Source organism: Deltaproteobacteria bacterium (genome assembly GCA_029210625.1).
GTDB lineage: Bacteria > Myxococcota > Myxococcia > SLRQ01 > SLRQ01 > JARGFU01.
Genome location: JARGFU010000021.1, coordinates 81,999 through 99,349, shown reverse-complemented (window position 1 = coordinate 99,349; position 17,351 = coordinate 81,999). Strand labels below are relative to the sequence as shown.

13 protein-coding genes are annotated in these 17,351 nt (G+C 72.2%); 5 read left to right on the top strand and 8 right to left on the bottom strand.

Going from position 1 to position 17,351, the window contains the following annotated elements; all coding sequences use genetic code 11:
• Window positions 1-299: 299 nt before the first annotated feature.
• The 4 genes from P1V51_19015 to P1V51_19000 form a co-directional block, all read right to left on the bottom strand.
• Window positions 300-1,118, bottom strand: coding sequence for a hypothetical protein (locus P1V51_19015; protein ID MDF1565136.1), 819 nt, complete (start codon window positions 1,116-1,118; stop codon window positions 300-302).
• Complete coding sequence (locus P1V51_19010; protein ID MDF1565135.1) at window positions 1,115-5,935, bottom strand: hypothetical protein; 4,821 nt, start codon at window positions 5,933-5,935, stop codon at window positions 1,115-1,117. Before P1V51_19010 ends, P1V51_19015 begins: the two co-directional genes overlap by 4 nt.
• Before the next feature lie 267 nt (window positions 5,936-6,202).
• On the bottom strand, window positions 6,203-7,480 hold the full coding sequence (locus P1V51_19005) for a DUF1566 domain-containing protein (protein ID MDF1565134.1): 1,278 nt from the start codon (window positions 7,478-7,480) through the stop codon (window positions 6,203-6,205).
• The gene (locus P1V51_19000; GenBank protein ID MDF1565133.1) at window positions 7,477-8,346 is read right to left on the bottom strand and encodes a hypothetical protein; all 870 of its coding nucleotides are present in this window, start codon (window positions 8,344-8,346) and stop codon (window positions 7,477-7,479) included. The genes P1V51_19005 and P1V51_19000 overlap by 4 nt, the downstream gene beginning before the upstream one ends.
• Window positions 8,347-8,410: 64 nt before the next feature.
• Between P1V51_19000 and P1V51_18995 the strand changes: the two genes are divergently transcribed.
• Window positions 8,411-10,588, top strand: a complete 2,178-nt coding sequence (locus tag P1V51_18995; GenBank protein ID MDF1565132.1) for a neutral/alkaline non-lysosomal ceramidase N-terminal domain-containing protein — start codon at window positions 8,411-8,413, stop codon at window positions 10,586-10,588.
• Window positions 10,589-10,598: 10 nt separating this feature from the next.
• Here the strand turns inward: P1V51_18995 and P1V51_18990 are convergent, their stop codons facing one another.
• The 3 genes from P1V51_18990 to P1V51_18980 are packed head-to-tail and all read right to left on the bottom strand — an operon-like array spanning window position 10,599 to window position 13,114.
• Complete coding sequence (locus tag P1V51_18990) at window positions 10,599-11,744, bottom strand: hypothetical protein (protein MDF1565131.1); 1,146 nt, start codon at window positions 11,742-11,744, stop codon at window positions 10,599-10,601.
• The gene (locus P1V51_18985) at window positions 11,741-12,220 is read right to left on the bottom strand and encodes a hypothetical protein (GenBank protein ID MDF1565130.1); all 480 of its coding nucleotides are present in this window, start codon (window positions 12,218-12,220) and stop codon (window positions 11,741-11,743) included. Before P1V51_18985 ends, P1V51_18990 begins: the two co-directional genes overlap by 4 nt.
• Window positions 12,221-12,235: 15 nt before the next feature.
• Window positions 12,236-13,114, bottom strand: coding sequence for a hypothetical protein (locus tag P1V51_18980; GenBank protein ID MDF1565129.1), 879 nt, complete (start codon window positions 13,112-13,114; stop codon window positions 12,236-12,238).
• Window positions 13,115-13,219: 105 nt separating this feature from the next.
• Between P1V51_18980 and P1V51_18975 the strand changes: the two genes are divergently transcribed.
• A complete protein-coding gene (locus tag P1V51_18975; protein MDF1565128.1) occupies window positions 13,220-13,573 on the top strand; it encodes a hypothetical protein in 354 nt (117 codons plus the stop codon).
• Here P1V51_18975 and P1V51_18970 read toward each other — a convergent pair.
• Window positions 13,570-14,418 (bottom strand): prolipoprotein diacylglyceryl transferase, encoded by an 849-nt coding sequence (locus P1V51_18970; GenBank protein ID MDF1565127.1) that lies wholly within the window; start codon window positions 14,416-14,418, stop codon window positions 13,570-13,572. The two genes, P1V51_18975 and P1V51_18970, sit on opposite strands and share 4 nt — an antisense overlap.
• 61 nt (window positions 14,419-14,479) lie before the next feature.
• Between P1V51_18970 and P1V51_18965 the strand changes: the two genes are divergently transcribed.
• From P1V51_18965 to P1V51_18955, 3 genes are read left to right on the top strand one after another with little or no spacing between them, the layout of a single operon-like run.
• Window positions 14,480-15,484: a PEGA domain-containing protein gene (locus tag P1V51_18965; GenBank protein MDF1565126.1), complete on the top strand. Its 1,005-nt coding sequence runs from the start codon at window positions 14,480-14,482 to the stop codon at window positions 15,482-15,484.
• Window positions 15,485-15,494: 10 nt separating this feature from the next.
• Entirely contained in the window at window positions 15,495-16,445 is a 951-nt protein-coding gene (locus P1V51_18960) for a glycosyltransferase (GenBank protein MDF1565125.1), read from the top strand.
• Entirely contained in the window at window positions 16,442-17,287 is an 846-nt protein-coding gene (locus tag P1V51_18955) for a glycosyltransferase family 2 protein (protein ID MDF1565124.1), read from the top strand. The genes P1V51_18960 and P1V51_18955 overlap by 4 nt, the downstream gene beginning before the upstream one ends.
• Window positions 17,288-17,351: the final 64 nt, after the last annotated feature.

The window sequence follows — 17,351 nt, the reverse complement described above, 5'->3', positions numbered from 1 at the left end:
AGGATACGCCGCCTTCTTCAACTCCTCGATCCACGACTTCTGCTTATATCTCGCGTTGCGCCGGTAGACGTTCTCCCGCGCAGGACAAGATCCGGAGCCGCATGATCCTGTCGCTCGCGAACCAGTCACCCCTTCAGTACAAGGTCACCCTCGAGGTGCAGCGCTTCGAGGGCAACGACAACTGGTCGCCCCACGACCGGGTGTTTGCGATCGACCGGGATGCGCTCGAGTGCGTTCGAGAGCGGCTGAAGTTCTGGGACCTATCCTCGGCCGAAGGAGCTCTCGGACCCCCGGAGGGGCTACTGGATGGCGGGGACGAGGGTCATGGGCGCGGTCCAGGAGCCGGGGGCGAGGGTGACGGCGGTGTCGAAGACGACGAGGTCGTTCCGGACCTCGTTGAGGGGTTGGCAGTTGCGTTCGACACCCTCGTTGTAGGAGAGGAGGGTCACGCCATCGACGCGCGGGGCGGTCAGGGTGCCGCGTACGCCGTAGTCCCCGGCCCAGCCGCCGATGATCAGCGGATCGACCCAGTGCTCCCGCTTCACTCCCGAGCTCATGTCCACGAAGACCTCGCCCGTGACGACATCGCAGGTGCTGTTGCTGAAGAGGATCCGGATTTCAGGGGGGGGCGTGAAGATCAGCCAGGGTGAGGGCTGGTATTGGGTCCTGGGCATCCAGACGAAGCCCTGCGCGGCCTCCATCCAGAGATAGCGGCCGAGGCCGGTGACCCGGCCGATGACCCGGCCCTGGGCGTCGACGGCGTCGTAGGCGCCGGCGGGGCCACGGACCTGCGGGAGGAAGCCGTCGACGAGGGCCTGGGCCACCTCCTCGGCGGTGGGGCCGTTGCCCTGGGGACCCTCGGGACCGGTGATGACGGCCAGGTGATCCCGCACCAGCACCGCGGCGACCTCCTCGGCGGTGGGGCCGGTGGCGGGGGTGCCCGGCTCTCCCTGGGGACCCCGGATGGTGTCGAGGTGATCCCGGACCAGGGCGGTCGCCACGGTCTCGGGGGAGGGGGAGTTGCCGTTCTCGCCGCGGGGGCCTTCGGGGCCGGGAGGTCCCTCGAGGCAGGCGGTCGTACCGAGGAAGGTGAGGAGGAGGAGGGTCGGGGTCTTCATAGCTCGCTCTCGTCGGTGGAGTGGGTGGCGTCCAGGGCAAAGAAGGGGGAGATGGTGGGGTCGGTCCCGAGATCGGGGTCACGGGCCGGCAGGCTCGTGAGTCGGGTCGAGAGGGTGCGGAGGTTCAGGAGGAGGTGGCTGCTCAGGTCGGCCGGCGCGACGGCGGCCGAGAAGTCGCCCTCGAGCAGCTTCTCCTCTTGTGTTGCGTAGCTGGTGCAGGTGGAGGGGGTGATGCATTGGCCAAACTTGTAGACGGGCGTGCCCACGGTGATGGTCTGGTCGGAGCCAGGGAGATAGGACTCCCGGGACTCGAGGACGGTGCCGTAGGCGTAGCGGCCGGGGAAGGTCGGGGTGACCGTGGCCCGTAGGAAGGGAAGGTCCGTGGGCATCGCGAAGACGAGGAAGAGCACATACTCGCCCTGCGGGAGTTCGAAGACCCCGGGCTGACTGGGAGAGACCGGCAGGCCGGTCGAATCGAGGATGTGGGCCATGGGAGTCTTCTCTCTCGGTACAGAAATAAATGAGCCCACGGAACGCGCCAGCACTTGCACCCCCGAGCAGGGCGAAGCGTCACAGAAGCACTCACTCAGCGCTCCGTTCGGGTCGCCATCGGCATTGCGGCGGTAGACGTTCTCCCGCGCAGGATCGTTCCAGGCGGTGAGGCAGGGAGTGTTCGGTTCCCCAGCGGGGACCGCCGTGGCACAGTCCGGCATCGCCGTGGGAGTGCCGCAGTCGTGCTGGTTGAGCGGACCAGCGATGAGTTGGGTCCCCGAAGATTTTTCGATCTTCAAGTCGGACAGACTGCCAGTGTCCAACCACACCTTCACCGGAAAGCCCCAGGGCTGGTGGATGACGGCCCGGGCGATCCGCGGCCCGCCGAGGGTGAAGGTCGCCTGGTGGCTCTCGGCGAAGAGCTGGTGGATGGTCCGGGCTCCGAAGGTGTAGTGGTAGAGCGACTGGGGATCGGCGGTGCTCGTCGTCGAGTAGTCGGCGTCCACCTCCACCGCCACCGGCGCGGGGAGCAACTCGAGCTCGAAGTCGTAGACGACCGTGGCGGAGGCGTTGCCGGAGGCGTCGATGGCCCGGATGGAGACCTGGTGCCGGCGGACGTCGTACATCAGGTTCGGGCCGAGACGCTCCAGGCTGGCGAGCTCGGTGTGGGTCGCCGGCGCGGCGGCGGGATCGGTGACCGAAATCAAGGGCTTCCAGCCCCGGCCCGCGGGCTGCTTCCAGGTGCCGTCCGTGTCCTGGAAGCTATACTCGGACTCGACCCGCAGCGCGCTGGTCGGGGTGAAGATGCTCTGGCCGGGGTCGGCGGCGGCGACGTGGAAGGTGGGGAGGTTCTCGAGCTGGGCGTCGAGCTCGGTGGTGCCGTGGAGGCGCTGCTCCATCTTCTTCCACTGCTGCATCGCCAGAGTGGCGAGGGAGACATCGTTCGGGACGTGACCGGCGCGGGGCACGTAGGCGCCGGCGCCGCCCTGCCAGACGAAGTCGAGCATCCCCTCGTCGTCGAAGGTGCCGGAGAGGTCCTGCAGGGTGGGGGCGGTCGTGTCGACCCAGACCTGGTGGGGGCCGTCGATCGTCTCGTTGCCAGCCTGGTCCACGGCCCGGACGTAGAGCTCGTAGACGCCCTCGACGAGGAAGACGCTGAGCTCGCCCATGCAGCTGGTGGTGCAGCTCGTGGAGCGGGCGACGGGGGGGACGGGGATCGAGGTGCCGTCGTCGGTGACGCCGCTGCCGAAGAGCTCGAGCGTCGTCACCTCGGAAGTGGGGTCGCCCACCACGTAGCGCACGGGCACCGTCGCGAAGCTGTCACCGGGGGAGGCCGGGCCGTACCAGGTGCGGCCGTCGAGGAGGTTTCCGTTCAGGGGCACCGACGAGACACTGGGCAGGCTGCGATCGACGACGACGTCGAGGGTGGCCGTGGCGAGGTCCCCGTCGACGGTCCGGTGGGCGACCTCCAGGGAGATCGGGCCGTCCAGCGAGAGCACGGACACGTCGATCAGGCTCTGGATGTTCCGGCCGCCGCCGATGACGGTGCCGAAGAGCCCCGCCGGCCAGCCCTGCGTCCGGAACTCGAGGAGGTCGGTGGCGAAGCCCCCAGTCGCGGTGGCGTCGAGGTCGAAGGGGCCGGAGACGAAGCCGCCCAGGTCCGCCCCACTCAGCGGATCGAGCGCACGGACGGTGACCCCGGCCCGCGGACGGGTGAAGCTCAGGGTGCTGGTGCTCTCGTTGCCGAAGCGGTCCGAGGCCCTGGCCTCCAGCCTGACGACCCCCACCTCTCCGGTCGCGAAGGTATTGGGCACGCGATGCTGGGCGATCTCGGGTGCCGGATCCTCGTCGGGGCCGAGGGTGGACATCAGGATGAGCTCGACACCTCCCGCGGGATCCTCGGCCCAGGCGCGGGCGATGATCTCGTTCTCGCCGGCGTCGGCGCCCTCGGAGGGTGTCACCCAGTGGATGACCGGGCCAACCGAGTCGTAGGCGGTTCCCGGGGTCGGGTAGATCGCCCGGCTGTCGGTGGCGATCTCATTGAGCAGGGTCGAGAGGACGGCGTCGGCCTGCAGGCCAGAGCCGTTGACCGGCGAGAGGACGAAGCCGTGGATCCCGGTCGCCAGGTAGGCCCGGGTCAGCTCCTCGTCGGCCGGATAGTCGCCGAAGACCAGCAGACGCTTGGCGTCCTGCCAGCCGTCGAAGACCTGATCATTCAGATCGTCCGAGAGCAGCGAGACGAGGCCGGTGAAGGAGTGGGCCAGGGGATCCCCGGCGACGTCCTCCGAGACGGTGTAGGTGAAGTGGAGCAGGCCCGCGTCCGCCAGGGAGAGGCGGGCGCTGTCCACGGTCTCGTCGTTGTCGACGGTGAGGTCCGGGGGCCGGTTGCTGGCGAGCTCCGGCCAGGCGGAGGACTTGAAGTGGCCCGAGATCATCTCCTCGGCCAGCGCGTAGGCCGCCGGCGGCTCCATCCCCGAGCGAAGGTGGTAGCTGCGGGCCAGGGTGTCGGCGAGGGTGGTCCAGGGGCTGACGAGCAGGTCGCCCGCGGCGCTCACCTCGGGCGCAAAGGCCGAGAGGGCGTCGGGGTCGGGGAAGGGCACGTCGTGCTGGGCGATCAGGTGGTGGTAGGCCGCGCCCGGCGCGCCGCGGACGACGAGGGCGACGGGCGAGGTCACGTTCTCGTCCTCGAGGGTGATCGAGAAGTGGCCCAGGCCGTCGGTGGTTGAGGAGCCGATGGGCCAGGAGCCGGTCTCGGTGATGACGTGGGCCTCGGCGATGGCGCCCCGGACGGGGCGCCCGGCGATGAGGGCGACCCCGCCGACCACGGGGGGCTCGCGGTTGTCGACGACCACCGGGTGGGTCACGGTCACGATGGAGCCCAGGGCGTCCTCGGCCTCGAGGACGAGCAGGAAGGGGCCCTCGAGCTCCCGGGTAGTGTCCCACTGCACCCGCAGGCCCGCGGCGGTGGCGTCGAGGTCGACGAGCCCGGCCGGAGCGAGCAGCTCCAGGCGCACCACGGGGCTGCCGGTGCCCGGGTTGGGGGTGGCGCTGGCGAGGATCTCGGTCGCCCCCAGGACGTCGGCGTCACGCAGCGGCGTGGCGACGCTCAGGCCGGGGCTGTGGTTGGAGACGACCAGCCTGCGGGTCGCGACGGTCTGCAGGCCGACCCCATCGGTGGCGCGCAGCCGCATGAAGAGCTCGCCTTCCGGCAGCGGGCTCACGTCGAGGGTGGCCTCGATGGTCGCCTCCTCCCCGGTCAGTCCCACCGGCGCGAAGGAGACGAGCTCGAGGGGCTCGAAGAAGCCGAGGGCCGCGATCCCCGAGTCACGGTCGATGGCCCGCGCCCGGATGACGATCTCCCCGCGAACCCCCGTGCCTTCCGCGGGCTCGTCGAACTCGATCACCGGATCGTCGAGGTCGAGAGGGAGGGGGGGATCCTCCCTCCGGAAGAGCTCGGGGTTGTCGTTGCCGTTGATGAAGGTGACCATCGCGTCGACATCGGCGCGGCCGATCCGGGTCCGGTTGCGTTCGGACTGCAGGAAGTGGACGGTCGAGACGGCCAGGCGGTGCCGGAGGGTGTAGCCGTTCAGCGGCTCCTCGAGGGCCATGAGCTGCCCGGCGTGCCCCTTGCCGTCGAACTTCCCGTCGGCCTCGATGTCCTCGGCGAGGAGCGCGGTGAGCTCGGCTGCGGTCAGGTCGGCGGGGGTGTAGCCGTGCCGCTCGGTGAGGTTCAGGGCGAGGCGGGAGAGCCCGGCCAGCAGCAGCCCGGCCCGCAGCTCCTCGGTGACGACCTGCGCGTCGACCCCGGTGGGATAGGCCGGGAGGATCCGGGTCCAGGCGAGCTGCCCGAAGTGCTCCTCGATGTGCCGGGCGGCCTCGCGGAGGGCCAGCTGGGGGCTCTCACCGTGCTCGGCCTGGCGCCAGCGGGCGAAGGCCGCGACGAGGGTCGAGATCGGCGTGATGACGAGCCCGTCTTGGTGCTCCCCGGCCTCGAAGTCGGAGATCATCACCTCCAGGCGGTGGTCGGCCAGGCTGGCCTCCACCCCGCTCGCCTCCTCGATATAGTCGCCCCCCGTCGCCTCGAGCCGAAGGAGGCCGGCCGCGCTCCCGGTGGCCAGGGTGAAGCGGCCCTCGGCGTCGGTCACCGTCCGGTCGAGGACGATCCAGTCACCCTCTCGCTCGGCGAGGAGGCTGACCTGAGCGCCGCTCACCGCCCCGATGTGGACCGAACCGGAGAGCTCACCCTCGACCGTTCCATCGACCTCGGGGCGACCGCTCGTGCAGGCAGCCACGAGCAGTACCCCGACCAGCGACGCGACCGACAACCAACGAGAAACCCTCATCCCGTCCTCCAACGACCCACCCCGGGTATCCCCCGGCGTGCTCCCGCCGACCCAAAAGACCGCGGGGGTGGGAGCTTTCCCCCGGCCGGTACGCCGCTTTCCTACCATCCGGATTCCAAGCCGGCCAGTACTGCAGGCCGGATGCCAGACGTGCCACCGCACGAGGCGCCCGGAGGTAACGAATCCAGCCGATTTCGCGGCTCAGCGGGGTCCGACCGCCGGACTACAGGCCGATTCTCGGACTAGCCCCTAGGGCCCATCCGCCACACACATCACCCGCCGCCGGCTGGTCGAGGTGGTGGAGTAGACGAAGATCATCGAGTTCGAGCCGAGGTAGGCGTTGAAGAAGCCCGAGCCGGGGCTCTCGCTGTCCGGGGTCGAGCTCCAGTAGTTCTCGCCCTGATCCGCCGGGTGCAGGTCCCGCACGCGCGGGGCCAGGTTCGTCTTCGTGACGTCGAAGACCGTGGCCCACTCCTTGAGCGAGGGCAGCCGCCAGGCGTGGCCCCCCTCGGTGAGGGCCGCGCAGTCGCCGAAGGCCTCCTCCAGGTTGCGGGTCGTGACCTGATCCACCGTGTCCGACCAGAGGAGGTTCGTGGTGGGGTCGCGCCAGGAGCCGTTGGCCCACTCGAGGGGGCCCTGCCAGCGGGGGGTGCCCCGCACGCAGCGGATCGCGGCCAGGGCGCTGGGCAGGATGTTGTCCTTCTCGGCCTGGTCGTAGTCGAGCACGTAGCGATAGCCGCTGCCGTTGCTGAACTCCTCCGAGCTCCAGTAGACCGGGCTGCTCGTGCGGCCGAAGACCCCGTCGTAGCGGTCGGTCGAGGCCGTGATGCCCCAGTCGGCCAGGGACATCAGCTCGGCCAGGGTGGGCAGGCGCCAGCCCTGGAAGGGGTTGCCGCCGCCGTCCTGCAGGGTGAGGTTGCGGCAGAAGCTCTCGGCCTCGGTGTAGATCGCGGGGGAGCCGGGGATCTGCTGCCACCAGAGGTCCGTGACTTCGTCGAGGACGATCTGACCGCTCACGGTGTAGGAGGGCATGAGACTCCGGTGGTGCCCGTCCTGCGGGGCGAAGGTCCCGGTCAGGGCGTCGGCGCAGGCCACGGCGGCCGAGCCGTTCGAGCACCACTCGGTGGGCGAGTCGGGCATCGGGCAGTAGGTCGCGGTGCAGTCGGTGGGGCCGGTGCCGCCGTCGCTGCTGCCGTCAGGGGTGCCGCCGTCGTCGCCGCCGTCGCTGGCGGCGTCGGGGGTCCCGCCGTCATCGCCGCCGTCGCTGGCGGCGTCGGGCGTCCCGCCGTCGTCGCCGCCGTCCGGGAGGTTGCCGTCGGGCACCCCGCCGTCGTCGCCCGCGTCGGGGAGGCCGCCGTCGTCCCCGCCGGGATCGACGCAGAGGCCGCCGCTGCCGCAGACCTTGCCGTTGATGCACTCGCTGCTCTCGGCGCAGGGGTAGTCGTCGCCGAACTCGGGGCAGGCGCCGGCCACCAGCAGCAGGCCGAGGCCGAGGATCGCGAAGAGGGGGAGGGCGAGCCGCTTCATCGTGCGTCCTCCGCGCCGCCGAGCGGCAGGGTCAGGCTCACGTAGACCCCGTCCCCGAAGGGCGCCAGGGTCAGCGCCGGCGCGTGGGCGGGGCCACCCGAGGGGAGGAGCAGCGCCCCGATCGCCAGCGCCGCCCCGCCGCCCAGCAGGCCCAGGCCCAGGGGGTAGCGCGACTCGGCGGCGTCGCGCTGGGCGCGGGTCACCGCGAGGGGGTCGCTCTTGGCCTTGTAGTAGGTGCCCAGGGCGCCGCCGTAGATCACGCCCCCGGCGATGGCGGTGGCGCCGCCCAGGCCCAGGCCGATCCACTTGAGGGTGCGGCCGCCGCCGCCCCGGCGCGGCTCGGCGAAGCCCTCGCTGCCCGAGCCGTTCGAGGCCGCGGCGCCGGCCGGGCCGTCCATCAGCTCGGCCACCGCGCTGCGCAGGGCGGAGACCAGCTCCCTCTCGCCGCCGGCCTCGCGGGTGACCCGGCGCGCGGCCTCGGAGGCCTCGACGTCCAGGAGCACGAGGGTGATGAGGTAGGTGCCGCCCACCTCGGTGACCTCGCTCTGCACGAGGTAGGGCACCCCGAGGGCGCCGCCCAGCTCGGCCAGGCAGGAGCCGTCGTCGCAGCCCAGCAGCTGCTTCTGGGCCTCGAAGCCCAGCATGGTGCGGATCTCGGCGCTGCGGATCACGGCGCAGCCCGGGCGCCGGTCGATCTCCGAGGCCAGGAGGCCCGAGAGGCCCTCGACCTGGCTGGTCTCGACGCTGCCGAGCCCCTGCACGTCGAGGACGGCGTAGCGGACGTCCTCCTCCGCCCGCGAGGGGGAGGGCGCCCCCAGCGCGAGGCCCAGCACGACAGCGACGAATCCACCCCGGAGCCAGCTCATCGCGACAGCATACCTCCGGCCAGAAGTCGGTGCAGGGCCGCGCTTTCGGGTAACCTCTCCCCCCATGGGGAAGGTCCAGCTCATCGTCCTGCTCGGGGCGCTCCTCCTCGTGGGGGGCTGTGGTCCGAAGCGCATCCCGGTCGCCCTCTCGATCCCGCCCTCCGGCAGCGGCACCCACACCCTGGCCGGCGCCGCCAAGATCGACATCACGCCGCCCCTGGGGGGCTCGCTCTTCGGCCACGGGCCCAACAGCCCCCGGGCCCGCGGGCACCGCGGCCGCCTCCACTGCCGGGCCGTCTACCTCGAGGACCTCCGGGGCGAGGCCCTGGCCCTGGTGGTCTGTGACCTCCAGTCCATCTCCCTGCTCCTGCACCACGAGGTCGCCGCCGAGCTCCAGCGGCGGATCGGCCTGGGCATGGACCGGATCCTGCTCTCGGCCACCCACACCCACGCCGGGCCGGCCCACTACTTCGGCTCGGAGAGCTACTCGGGGCCCCTCTCCAGCGCGCGGCCCGGCCGCGACCCCCGCATGGTGCGCCTGCTCACCGACCGCATCGCCGACGTGGTGGTGCTCGCCCGGGACCGGGCGCGGACCGGCGGCGAGGCGCGCTTGAGCTGGGTGGACGCCGAGCTGCCCCCGGGCACGGTGCGCAACTCCAGCCTCGAGCCCCACTGCGACAACGGCGATCCGATGGCGGGCGGGGCCACGACCTGCGGCAAGCCGCAGGTGCGCCCGGACCCCGAGGCCGAGGTCGACCGCTCGATGACGGTGCTGAAGGTCGAGCGCAAGGAGGGGGCGGCCTGGAAGCTGATCGCCCTCCACGCCACCATCGCCATGCACCCGACGGTGGTGGAGAACCTCAACACCCTCTTCCACGCCGACGCCTACGGGGTGGCCACCGAGCACGCCGAGGGGGTGCTCAACCAGTCGAAGAAGGTCTACCCGGACCCGACGGTGGTGGTGGCCCTGGCGAACGGGGCCGGGGCCGACGTCATCGGCAACTACCACCGCCAGACCTGGGACGAGGCCCGGCGCATCGGCGGCCTGATCGGCCAGACCCTGGTCCAGGCCGCGACCCGGGAGGTGACGCCCCAGGAGGGCTTCGAGCTCGCCCGGGCCTTCGGCATCTACCGGCTCTCGCGGGCGCCGGTGCTCGACCCCGAGACCCCGGGCGCGGTGCCGCCGCGCATCGCCCAGCAGGGGGCGCGCCCCGGGGCGGCCCTCTGCAAGGACGCCGAGCTGGGCAACGCCACCGCCGGCGGAGCCGAGGACGGGCGGACGGCCTTCTACTACGCCAGCCCCCTCTTCCGGGACGGGGTGCGCAAGCCGAAGCGCCGCGACCGCTGCCACCGCCCCCGCCTCTCCTTCCAGACGACCTTCCAGAAGGTCACCTTCGCCCACCACGGCTTCCCCGAGAGCGCGCCCCTCCAGGTGGTGCGCATCGGCGACCGGGCCCTGGTGGCGGTGCCCGCCGAGCTCTCCACGACCGCCGGTTTGACCCTTCAGGCAGAGCTGGAAGCGCAGCTGGAAAAGCGTGTGCGGGTAGTAGGTTACGCCAACGGTTACATGCAATACATCACCACCTGGAGGGAGTACCGCTGGCAGTACTATCAGGGCGCCTCGAACCTCTGGGGACCCGAGACCCTGGCCTTCCTCTGGGCGCGGCTCTCGAAGCTCGCGGCCCGGGCGCCCTGGTCGGACGACAGGGCCGTCGACCTGGCCGAGCCCGAGACCGCCTTCCGCCTGCCGGGTGAGCGGCGCCGGCTCCCCGACCCCCTGGACCTGCCCGCCCGCGACGCCAAGGTCCTCTGGTCCCGGCCCCTCCCCGGGGGCGGCGGCTTCGAGCTGGTCTGGCGGGGGCGCTCGCCCTCGACCCTGCACCCCGACGCCGACGGCGACGGAGTGGCCGACCCCCTGCCGGTGCTGCTGCGGGTCGATCAGTGTGACGACGCCGGGAACTGCCAGCCCCTCACCGACGCCCTGGGTCGGCCGGTCGACGACCGCTCGTCGCGCCTGGAGCTGACCTACCTCGGGCGCCGCTCCCCGGAGCAGACCCTGCCCGGGGCCCGGGAGCTGAAGGGCCACGAGCTCCACGATCCGAAGCGGAAGCGGAAGAAGGACTTCCACCACTGGCAGGCCCGCTGGTTCGCCGAGGGGACCGCCCCCGGCACCTACCGGATGACGGTCGTCGACCGCGAGGGCGGGGTGCTCCTGGGACAGGAGGTCGTGGTCCCCGAGTAGGGGCCGCGCCCTAGAGCCCGGCGGTCTTGGGGGCGAAGGGATCGGGGACGGGGCGCTGGCCCGGCTGCTGCGCCCGGCGCTCGCCCGCCCGGTGCTCGAGCCAGCGCAGGAGGGCCGCCTCCCGCTCCTCGTCCAGCACCCAGGTGTGGCCCTGCCCGGGCACCCGGTGGATCTCCAGGCTGCCCGGCCGGGACTGCCAGGCCGCGGCGACCTTCGACCACCAGGCGGCGCCGGGGTCGTCGCCCCCCACCAGGGCGAAGAGGGGGAGGCGGCCGGCCTCGCCCGGGGGCGGCGCGGGGACCTCCCAGCGCCCCTCGAGGAGGGCGAGGGAGTCGACGGGGTAGGCGGCCATCAGCACCAGGCCGCCCAGGGGGTAGGTGCCCTCCAGCCAGAGGTCGAGGGCCTTCTGCCCGCCGGCGCTGTAGCCGAAGACGATCGGCCGGCGGGTGTCGACCTCGGGGTGGGCGCCGGCCGCGGCCAGGCTGTGGGCGAAGAGCCGGCGGGTGTCGTGGCCGGTCCAGCCCCCGAAGTCCTTGGCGGTGGGCACCAGGAGGGCCCAGCCAGCCTCGAGGAGGCGCGGGGCCATCGGCTCGATCCGGAGGTTCTCCGAGCCGCCGGCGGGGTGCATCCAGATCAGCAGGGGCAGGCGCTCGTCGCCGGGCTGGGGGGGCAGGTAGAGGCGCCACCAGAGGCCCTCCTCGGGGCGGCCCTCGAGGACCCGCACCCCGGAGAGGGCGGGCCCCGGCCGGTAGAGGGTCTCGAGGCGCTTGCGCCGGGCCTGCTGCATCTCCTCGGCCAGACCCAGGAAGCGCAGGTCCTCGCGGTAGGGCGCGAAGGCCTCCTCGGTCTGCAGCCAGGCGGGGTCGTCGTGGCCCAGGGCCAGGGCCAGGCGCAGGGAGGTCAGGGCGTCCTCCGCCTCGCCGAGGCGCGCGAGGGCATTGGCGCGGGCGTAGGGGGCGAAGGGATCGGCGGGGCGGCAGGCCGCCAGCCGGTCGGCCCGCTTCACCACCCGGGGCCAGGCCTCGGCGCGCAGGGCCAGGAGCAGGCGCCCCTCCGCCCGCTCGCAGGGCTCGGGGGCGGTGAGCACGAAGAAGACGCCCACGGCCGCGCCGGCCGCGAGCGCCAGGGCGATCCGCGTGAGGGTCTGTCGCTTCATGAGGATGCCTCGTCGTCGTTCACGGGCCGGGGCCCGAGGTAGGAGGCCAGGTTCTCCAGGCCATCTTGCATCATCCGGTACTCGTGGCGGCCCAGATCGAGGAAGAGGGAGGCGACCGAGAGGCGGCGGTGGGGGGTGCCCACGAAGTGGACCTTGAGGCGGGTCCCGCCGGGGACGGGCTGGAGGATCCACTCGCCGTAGCCGATGAAGTCACCCTCGGGGAAGGTCAGGTCGATCTGCTGGTTCTCCCGCACCTCCATCACCCGGGCCTTGAAGTGCGGGTTGCCCAGGTGGTGGACCGTGATGTCGATGACGGCGCCGCGCTCCTCGATGGGGCGGCTGTCGGGCAGGAGGTGGGCCTCCCAGTCGGGCATCCACCAGTGGGTGTCTCCGCGGAGCTCGGCCAGGATGGCCTGATAGACGGCGGCAGGTTCGGCCGGGATGATCGCCTCGTTCAGGACATCGTAGCGAGGCATGGTCGGCGCCTCCTTCTAGGGGAGGGGGCCCACCGCGGCGGTGGGCGAGGGATCGGGGACGAAGACCGCCCCCACGTCGAGCTGCACCAGCCGTCCCTGCTCGAGCCAGGCGACCAGGAAGCCCTCGGCGGGCTCGGGCCTCGGCGAGGGCCGGCGCAGGGTCACCGCCTCGGTGAGGCGCTGCACGAAGAGGTGGGTCTTCTTCTTCTCGCCGGGCACCAGCTCGAGGCGCACCTCCCGCAGCACGGTGCCGTCGGTCTTGAAGCGCAGCACCGCCGGGCCGGTGAAGGCGCCGGGGAGGACCTTCTTGCCCAGGTAGCCGGGGTCCACCACCGGCCAGGCCTCCACGGAGCGGGTGGCCCGGCCCGGGAAGAAGACGGCCTCGACCACCGCGAGGGCCGGTGAGGTGCCGGCCTCCCACTCGGGCCAGCCCACGACCTCGAAGCGGCAGTTGCCGGAGAGGGCGCCGAGGTCCAGCAGCTCACGGCTGGAGGCGCCGAGCACCTGCACGCTCTCGGAGGCGAAGCGGCCGGTGTCGTTCACGAGGTGGGGGGCGAAGCGCGCCACGGCCCAGGTGGGCTGGGGAGAGAGGGAGATGGGGTGGCAGCCCCAGAGCTCGGCCTGCCGGGCCTCGGGCATCGCCTTGATCACCCGCGTGCGGCGCAGGTGGAGGGTGGGCCCGTCGCGGGTGGAGGTCTCGCAGGCGGCGGCGCCCCCGGCCGACCCCGGCTGGCAGGCGCAGGCGCCCTCGGTGGCCAGGGTGCTGCACGCCCCCAGGCACCGATCGGCCTCGCAGCGCGCCGTGCACTTGCAGGTCCCGTCGCGGGCGTGCGCCGCGAGGGGCGGCAGGAAGAGTGAGAGTCCAGCCGCCAGCAGAAGAGCCCTGACGATCATCACGTCACCTCCTTGGAATCGGAGGCCCCCGGCCTTGTCCTCAACCTAGGGACCACCCCCCGGCTGACCACGGGGAGGGATCCCCATCTGAGGTAGGAATGTCTCATGGACCGTGAGACCGCCGAGCGTCGGGTGCGAGAGTGGATCGGGGGCGAGGCTCCGGCCGAGGAGGGGGTGGGGGGCTCGGGCCACCACGCCCGGCTCTGGTCGCAGCTCGACGAGCTGCAGTCCGTCGAGGCGGAGCCCCTCGACGAGGGAGAGGCGACGCGCCTGATCTTCGTCTGGTCCCGGCACCGCGAGTCGGAGTTCACCGTCTACACGGAGGAGGGCGACGAGTCCCTCCTCTTCCGGCAGCGGACCAGCCTGCTGATCTCGGCGGCGGGCGAGGTGATCGAGGAGATCCACGAGACCCTCGGCGAGGGCCTCGGGATCGGCGACCTGATCGTCCCGGAGGACTAGTCCTCCGCCGGCGGGTCCTGCTGCAGCCCGGGCGGCAGGCCCTCGGGGAAGTCGCGGTGGATCTCGGCGCTGATGTCCTCGCGGCCCTTGCCGCGGCGGTGGACGAGGATCCAGACGCCGAGGCCAAGCAGGGCGATGGCGCCGTACTGCGCCGGGGTCAGCCCCAGGAAGCGGATGTCCGAGCGCTTGCCGAGGGACTCGAGGTCCTCGGCCCGCAGGAAGTCGAGGCCGAAGCGCACCGGGGCGTAGGCGGCGATGGCGAGCCCGGCGTAGAAGCCGTGGAAGCGCTCGCGCCGGTCGAGGAGCTTCATCGCCACGAAGAGGGTGAGGACGAAGAGGGCCTCGTAGAGCCCGAGGTCGTGGCGGGCGCCCTCCGGGAAGGCCACCGCCAGGGGGAAGTCGGAGAGGCGGCCGATGTGATCGTGGGCGAAGAAGCAGCCGGTGCGGCCGAGGAACCAGGCCAGCACGAAGCCGTGGGCGAGGTTGTCGGCGTAGGCCCAGGGGGGCGCCTTGCGCAGCTTGAGCAGGAGCGGCACGCCGATCGCCGCGCCCAGGAAGCCGCCGGTGGAGGAGTAGCCGCCGTACCAGGGCAGGAGCAGGTGCGGCTCGGCGACGAACTTGTCCCAGTTGTAGACCAGCAGATGCACCACGTGGGCCATCAGGAAGCCCGAGATCACCGCCGTGAGGTTGAGGTCGACGGTGACCTTCACCGAGAGGCGCCGGTCGATGGCCCGCTGCCGGCAGTGGAAGAAGCCGGCGAGGATCCCCAGGCCCACCAGGATCTGCCAGGCGTCCAGCGTCAGGCCGCCGAGCTCGAAGATGGGGGTGGGGTAGTAGGGGACCATGGGCTGTGCTCGCGTCGCGAGAGGCTACCACGAGGGCGGGGCTGGGTTACTATCGCGGGCCATGGGGAAGCTCTCGATCGTGCTGGTGCTGGTGTGTCTCCTGCCTCTGCCCTCCCTGGCCGCGGGCAAGGTGAGGCTGGCCATCCTCGACTTCGAGTCGCGGGGGGTCGAGGAGCAGACGGTGCGCACCTTCACCGACGCCCTGGCCTCGGAGCTGGGGGCGAAGGACGAGTACCAGGTCATCTCGGGCAACGAGATGCGCTCGGTGATGAGCTACGAGGCCAGCAAGCAGATGCTGGGCTGCGAGGGCGACGCCTGCATCAGCCAGCTCGGTCACCTCCTCGACGTCGACCGCATCGTCTCGGGCTCGCTGGCCGCCATCGGTGACGGCTTCTACGTCAGCCTCTCGCTCCTCGACGCCCGCAAGGCCGAGGTGATCAGCCGCTCGAGCTACCGGGTCGCCGGAGGGAAGGGCGAGCTGCTGGCCTCGGTGAAGACCGCTGTGGCCGACCTGCTCTCCCTTCCGGCGCGCCTCCACCTCACCGGCCAGATCAACGGCGCGCGGATCTTCCTCGACGAGGTGATGGTCGGCGAGATGCCGGTGCAGTCCCTGCCGCACCGGGGCGCGGGGCAGGCCACCCTGCGCGTCGAGCACGTGGACTACCCGCCCCACGAGCAGCCGGTGACCCTGACCTCGGGCGAGACGACTCGGGTGCAGCTCTCGATGCTCTCCTACGACGAGCTCTCCCGCCTCTCCTCGCGGCGGCGCTGGACCGGCCTCTCGGTGGGTCTGGCCGGCGCGGCGGCGCTGGCCGGCGGCGCGATCCTCTCCCTCGACGGCTGGAAGCGGAAGGCCGACTACGACGCCGTCGATCCGCGCTCGGTCGACCAGGCCACCCTCGACTCGATGGGCGCGGCGGCCCGCCAGCGGATCTGGGGCGGCAACGCGGCCCTCGGGGTGGGCGGGGCCCTCCTGGGCGCCGGCCTCTACCTCCTCCTCCACGATCCCTACTCGGCGCGGCTCTCGGTCTCCGGGGGCGGCGGCGCCCTCGTCATCCCCTTCTAAAAGCAGACCCTTGTCCGGGCCGCGCGACATCCTCCTGGTCTACGACCGCGCCTACTGGGTGCTGGGCCAGCACGCGGCCTTCCTCGAGGGCGCCCTGCGGGCGCGGGGCTGGATCGTCTCCTCGGCCCCCTGGAAGGAGGTCGTGAGGCGGCCCCCCTGCGAGCAGACGGAGCTCGTCCCCTTGTGCGTCGGTATCGCCCGGCACCTCCTCGAGGCCGGCCTGCCGGTGCGCCGTTCGGCGGTCGTCTCCGAGGCCTACTGGGGTGAGGGTGGTGGGTCGGATCCCGCCTTCGTCGCGGCGGTGCTCGAGCGCCTGGAGCGCCTGGCGGTGATCAACGAGCCCTACCTGCGCCGGGTCGAGGCGCTGGTGGGGGAGGGGACCTCCGTGCGGCGCCTCCACCAGTTCGTCGACACCGAGCGCTTCGCCCCGGGGGCGCCTCCCCTCGCGCCGACCCTGAAGGAGCGCTGGGGTGACCGCGGCCGCGGCGGGCTGCGGGTCGGCTGGTGCGGGGACGCGAAGAAGGCGGCCAAGCGGGTGGAGTGGGTGCGCGCGCTGCGAGCCGATCCCACCCTGGGGCAGCTGCGCTGGCGCCTCGCCACCAAGCGGCGGCAGCTCGGGCGCTTCGTGCCCAACGAGGCCATGCCCCGCTACTACGCCGGCCTCGATCTGCTCCTGTGCACCTCCGAGAACGAGGGCAACCCCATGCCGCCCCTCGAGGCGCTGGCCTGCGGGGTGCCGGTGATCACCACCCCCGTCGGCGTGATGCCCGAGGTGATCGAGGAGGGCGTCAACGGCTTCCTCGTTGCCAGCCTGGAGGCGATGGGCGAGAAGGTGAGGCAGCTCGCCGCGGACCCCGAGATGCTCGCCACCCTCGCCAAGAACGCCCGCCCCTCGCTGATGGCCTCTCCCTTCGCCCCCGAGCGGGCCGTGGAGAGCTGGGTGGAGGCGCTCCTGGGATGAGCGAGCCGGTCGAGCTCTCGGCGGCCATCATGGTCTTCAACGGCGTGGAGCTCATCGAGCGCTGCGTCGAGAGCCTCGCCTTCTGCGACGAGATCGTGGTGGTGGACGACATGTCCACCGACGGCACCTGGGAGCTGCTCCAGCGCCTGCCGGTGAAGGCCCGGCAGCACGCCCACACCACCTTCGCCGCCCAGCGAGCCCTGGCCCGCGACCTCTCCTGCGGCCGCTGGGTGCTGACCATCGACGCCGACGAGACCATCACCCCCGAGCTGGCGACGCGGATCCGCGAGGCCATCGCCCGGCCCGACGCGCCGGACGGCTTCGAGCTCTGCCACCGGATGCCCTACCCGCGAGGGATGGAGGGGCACGTCTGGTCCTGGCGGCCTCGCCTCGTGCGCCGGGAGAAGTGCCGCTGGATCGACACCGACAGCCCGCACTCGCCCCTCGACGAGGCGGGCCTCGACCTGCGGCGCCTCGGCGGCCGCGGGGAGGGGTGGATGGAGCACATCCCGCTGCCCTCCCTGCCCGAGGCCCTGCGCAAGTCGATCAACCGCAGCATCATCCTGGCGGCGCAGGGGCGGGCGCGCGGCAAGCAGCCGGGGGTGCTGCGCCTCTTCGCCGCCTCGCTCTACCGCTTCCTCAAGACCTGGCTGACCACCGGCGCCTGGCGCCACGGCCGGGCCGGGGTGCTGGTCTCCTGCCTGCCCGCCTTCGAGACCTTCACCAAGTACGCCTTCCTCCTCGCGCCGCCGCCGGCGGACGATCAGGCGCTGCAGGACGGGGGGCCGGGGAGCTACCCCGCGCAGTCTCCGCTGGTGTCGACCGAGCTGAACGATCGGTGATCCGGGTCACTGGATGGCCCTCAGCCGCTGTGGCAGAGTCCCGCCTCCACTTCTCCGGAGGGAA